The following is a 4,862-nucleotide window of genomic DNA, read 5'->3' on the forward strand; positions in this document are numbered from 1 at the left end:
GGGAAGGGGCTATGTTATTTAAACACTGCAGGCAAAAGGCAAGTTGAATTTGCCTGCAGTGTGGCACGGTTACTTAATGGTAAAACCTAAATAGGCTTGGAATTCGTTATTGTCGAAGATATCTTTGTCATTTTTATTGCCTTTTGCATCTTTAAATTCCCAACTAAAGGCTTCGTAAGATACACCAGCATGCCAAGAGAAGTTTTCATTCACTTGCTTTTTAAATTCAAACTCAGGCTGAATATGCGCCCAAGCCAATGTGGTATCTGAATCTGGTGTATGATATGCCTCAACATAGTTCTCAATGTTAAATGAAAAGCCTGAGACGAGTGGGAGCGAGTAGGTCAAATAGTTCTCGGTACCAATTTGGTAATCGTACTCCTCTTCATCCGTGTCATAATAATCGAAGTTATACCATGCTAGTTCGAGATTCCAGTGTTCAGACAGATCACCAGAAAGGTAAAAGTTGGTTTCCGCGCCACTAATATTTTTTAGGCTATCATCATTGTCGTTACCCAATTGTGCCCACAGCTCGATACCAAAGGAGAAATCTTTTCCGCCAAGGGTGATGTCTTTACTGAAGTACGGAGCAATAATGTATTGCTTTGTATCTGAGCTATCGGATGCATCACTGGCTTTCCAAGAGGCATCATAGCGAAACAAATAATACATGGTTGCATCGAAGTCACCCACAGTGCCTACGCCTTGGGCTAGGCCAAATTGAGTATCCCAACCTTCTTTTCTATCTTCTCCTTCTCTCTTGATAAAGTCTTTATCAATGTCAAAAAGAAAGCTGTTATCGTCGGTCAACTTATACGAGCCTTTACCGATCGTAACTTCTGTTTTGGTTAGGCCTTTTTCATAGTCGTTGACTTTTATTTCACTGGTCAAAGAGCCCAATTCACCGGCAAAGCTTGTTGTGCTGGCGAGAGAGATGGCAGCGGCAAGCGCTGTTTTTTGGATTGTATTGCTCACTTTAAAGTATCCCTTCTTTAATAAACTACCGAGTCCTGCCGCTTTATCATTATTCACCGAGAGTAAGCGTTCTGATTTTTAGACGTTACTATCTGATGACGGTACCTTTCCGTTATTCTAAATACCGGGCGACAGCCTATTCCTTGGCATTCGCGATCCTTTTAGTACCACAAAATGTGGGTAGATGGTTGGTTTGCGAATGTGGATTTATGCTAGCAATGCGTCAGCACCATGACAATGGTGTTAATTTTGAGTTAACTATCAATTAGTTTTTTTGCTCTATTTTCTATATGCGGGTTCGAGCCAATGACCATTCAGCTCTTGTTCAGGTAGAATAAACGACCAAATAAAACCAAAAAAAGAGTAGTAATCGCTATGGAATAAAAATTTTAGTAATCGATTACTCGATAAATAGAAGGTTTTATTTTATAGTGACAAAGAGATAAGGAGTGATTTTTTATTCATATTTTTTGATTTTAAATTAATACATTCGGTTTTTAGTTGATTTTTTAAGCATTATTATTCACCTTTTGGTTTCGGTAGGTGATGATGACGGATGGTGAAAGGTTAACCATTATCGGGGCGTCCAGGTATAGGTGCACATTCGCATCACTTGACTGCGTAGCATGTATTACCGTTAGTAAATATAAGCAAACATGGGCTCTTAAAGCTGAATTTCTCCTGCCAATATACCTGCCTAGGAGTGATTTAAATCACAGATGTATGGTTACCATTGCGAGTATTGAACAAGCGATCGATGTCTCGTTAACCGTCAGTGTTGGCTTGACGCAGCTACAGGCAGGTGACTCTTCTGGCACAATTTTGATCAGAGCTGATAAATTGATGTATGAGGCTAAGCGCAAAGGTTGCGATACAATTTGTGTTGGTTGATTAAACACATTTTTTGACTTGAGATCAGGCTCTTGCTGAGTAAATGCATTATCACGCCTGTTATAACAAAATGCGATGAGGTTAACTGTTACTGGTAAATTTTATCGACAAATTCAGACGTCATGGCTGAAAGAAACGCGCTATAGGCTAACCCAAAGGTGACGGTTTCACCGACTGCTAGAATCTGGTCTGCTGTCTCAACCATTAAATGATCACTGCATGATGAGGCGATTGTCATGCCGCTGGGAGGGTGTAATCCGTCAACGCAGACATCTTGTCGTCCCAATGCAAGAATGGCTTGGTTGACCTGACCTCTATTTTGTAGGCTAGCGGTTTCTCCAAAGGCATTAACACCTCTATTTCCCCAAGGATATGAAGGTTTTTGGCTCGATTCTATCACTTCGGCTGTTAATGTGATCGCCGTGGATGATAAGCCCGATATTTGCGGCTGATTTTTCGGGACTAAGCCTAAAAAAACCGCTTCGCCTAGTCGTAAATGATTAATACGGGTTTGGCCTTGATAGGCTAATGCCCAATTTATTGAGCCTGAGTTACCACCCGAAATGATGTCTAGCTTTAGTGAAAACGTTATCTCGATCTGCTCAGCAAGATCCGATAAAAGTTGCATGTTGATATCGTCTGGCTCAACACCGTAACGGCAGGTTAAATTCGCACCTATACCTTTTAGTTTGATGTTGGGCAGCTTAATGACGTCTTTGACGAGATGAACAAGGTTGCCAGGCATGACTCCTTCTCTTAAATCTCCCAGTTCAACCATGATGATCACCTGGTGAATGCGATGACATCGTAGAGCAGCCTCAGAGAGTTTTCTCATCACCGCAATTTCAGTATTCAGGCTGATATCGCAGTATGCTACTACGCTCTCTATTTGGCTTAGCATCGGAGAGCGTATTAATAGCGTTGGCACTGTTATGCCAGCATCTCTCATCCGTTTTATATTATTCACTCGTGAGTCAGCCAGCATGGTCGCGCCAGCATTAATTAGCGTATTGGCAATGATAGGATGACCCAAACAGCTTTTGGTGACGGGGGTGACGCTTATCCCTTTTAGAGTCAGCTTGTCTATTAGAAGCTGGGTGTTGAAGTGTATTTTAGCGCAATCGAGTTCTACTCTTGGATAGCTCACTGCTTTGCTTCAATTTTATCTTCTAGCAGTGGAAACGCTGAAAGTAGGATCTGTAATAATTGCTCTTTCGGTTGAGATAAGGGATCGGTGACGGGGAGTTTAAGTTCATGAGTATATGTTTTGATATAAGATAATGTTTCTCCCATCGACATTCCTTCGTGGTTGAGGGTGACCCCAATGACATGTGTATTCGAGAATGTCTCGATAAGGTTGATTTCGCTCGCGACCGTTGGTATCTCCATATTCGGGAAATCGACACGATAAAGGCGTTTCGGTGCATGTTGTAAGATAACGGCTGTCGGACAGCTCCCTCGCAATATAAATGAGCTAGTGGAAAAGGCTGGATGACTGAGAGCACCTTGACCTTCGACCAAAATAATGTCTGGGTTTTCTTGAGTATAGGCATCGACGATGACAGCCTCTAATTCGCCAGCACAAAATTGAGAGGGGACTGCATCGAGTGCAACACAATAGCGTTCACCCTGAATAATGCCGGTTTGGCCGGTGGCAACCATGACAACGTTTAACCCTACCTTCCTTAGCTCTTGAGCCAATATTGTCGTGGTGGTTCGTTTTCCGAGCGCACAATCTGTCCCCAAAATAGCGACGATGGGGCATGTCACGCTATGGACTTGCCCGGTAAATGTTTTTAACGCTTCTTTTTTCTTTGGTTTTCGAATATCCAATATGTGGACGTTGTTCTTCTTGCTCGCATCAACAAAAATAACATCATCATTGAGAAATTCATGCAATCCATTCACGATATTGAGTTGCCTTGACATGGCGTTGAGGATGACATTTTTGTCTAAATCGGACAGTAAACCTGTGGAAGGGGCGACACCAAAAATAAAATAATCAGGTCGTGTGGACTCATTATGTAAGGCATCTTCGAGGTTGGCGAAAATAGGGATATTATTTTTCGTTTTGTCGAGAACTTCGCCCGCGTCTTTGTTTGCCAGGGAGCTGTCTATGACGGAGAGGATGCGATACTTTTGTGAGTATCTAACAAGGCCATTAGCGGTTTTCCCATCAGTTTTACCAAAATGCCCTTCACAATAAATAATCGCCGTTGGGATTAATATATCTTGGCTATCGAATAGGGAAGTTTGTGGTGCTAAAACGGCGACTTCACAAGATGTTTTTCCTGGTACTAATCGAGTTGGCTTTTGTGCTGCTTTCGGTGATATAGACATTATTGAAGCCTGGTTAGGCTTAGAAGGGCCACTAAGAATTGCTGAGTCTTTCGCCCAGTAAAGAAAAGAGATCCTACTAAGCTGTAGGAGAGAACTAAACAGTATCACAGTTTCTGAGAAGACAAAGGCTTATTTGTCTAGTGACGAAGGAAGTGGCGGGGTGAATAGCAACTGTGCTGACGGACTCGATTGAAAAGACGGAAAAAAGTCACAAGGAAGCGTTTAGGTTAGGGTGGCGGATTTTCAGACAATAAAAAAGACGCCCTAAGGCGTCTATTCTAATTGATTGGTGGAGGGTGTTCAATATTCTGTGTCAGCTAAAAATCATAGCGCGATGTGATCATCCAGTCGACCCTCAAAATGGATTGCCAACTGCGACAGTGTGAGGTTCCAATTCTGCACCGGATGTGTCCATCGCTCAGACGCTTTTAGTATCCCTGCATACAATAATTTCAGCAAACTATTTTCGTTTGGAAAGCCCCCTTTGGTTTTGGTTAGCTTGCGGAACTGGCGGTGGACCGCCTCCACCGCGTTAGTCGTGTAGATGGCTGTTCGCACGTAGTCCGGATACTTAAAGTACCCTGATAACGTCGGCCATTTGCTGCGCCAAGATTTGATCACTATCGGGTATTTGTCGCCCCATTTGGCTTCGAGTT

At 42.7% G+C, this 4,862-nt stretch carries 4 protein-coding genes; all 4 read right to left on the reverse strand.

Annotated features, from left to right (window positions below; translation table 11 throughout):
- Nucleotides 1–69: 69 nt before the first annotated feature.
- Nucleotides 70–1,032 carry a hypothetical protein gene (locus DZ54_RS0106850; protein ID WP_025673538.1) on the reverse strand — a complete coding sequence of 321 codons (963 nt, stop codon included), beginning with the start codon at nt 1,030–1,032 and terminating at the stop codon, nt 70–72.
- Nucleotides 1,033–1,954: 922 nt separating this feature from the next.
- Nucleotides 1,955–3,013, reverse strand: coding sequence for an alanine/ornithine racemase family PLP-dependent enzyme (locus DZ54_RS0106860; protein ID WP_025673539.1), 1,059 nt, complete (start codon nt 3,011–3,013; stop codon nt 1,955–1,957).
- Nucleotides 3,010–4,206, reverse strand: a complete 1,197-nt coding sequence (locus DZ54_RS0106865) for an N-acetyltransferase DgcN family protein (protein WP_025673540.1) — start codon at nt 4,204–4,206, stop codon at nt 3,010–3,012. The genes DZ54_RS0106860 and DZ54_RS0106865 overlap by 4 nt, the downstream gene beginning before the upstream one ends.
- 324 nt (nt 4,207–4,530) lie before the next feature.
- A partial coding sequence (locus DZ54_RS19770; protein ID WP_037353819.1) for a transposase occupies nt 4,531–4,862 on the reverse strand: 332 nt, incomplete at its 5' end.

The sequence above is a fragment of the Salinivibrio socompensis S35 genome (assembly GCF_000513715.1).
GTDB lineage: Bacteria > Pseudomonadota > Gammaproteobacteria > Enterobacterales > Vibrionaceae > Salinivibrio > Salinivibrio socompensis.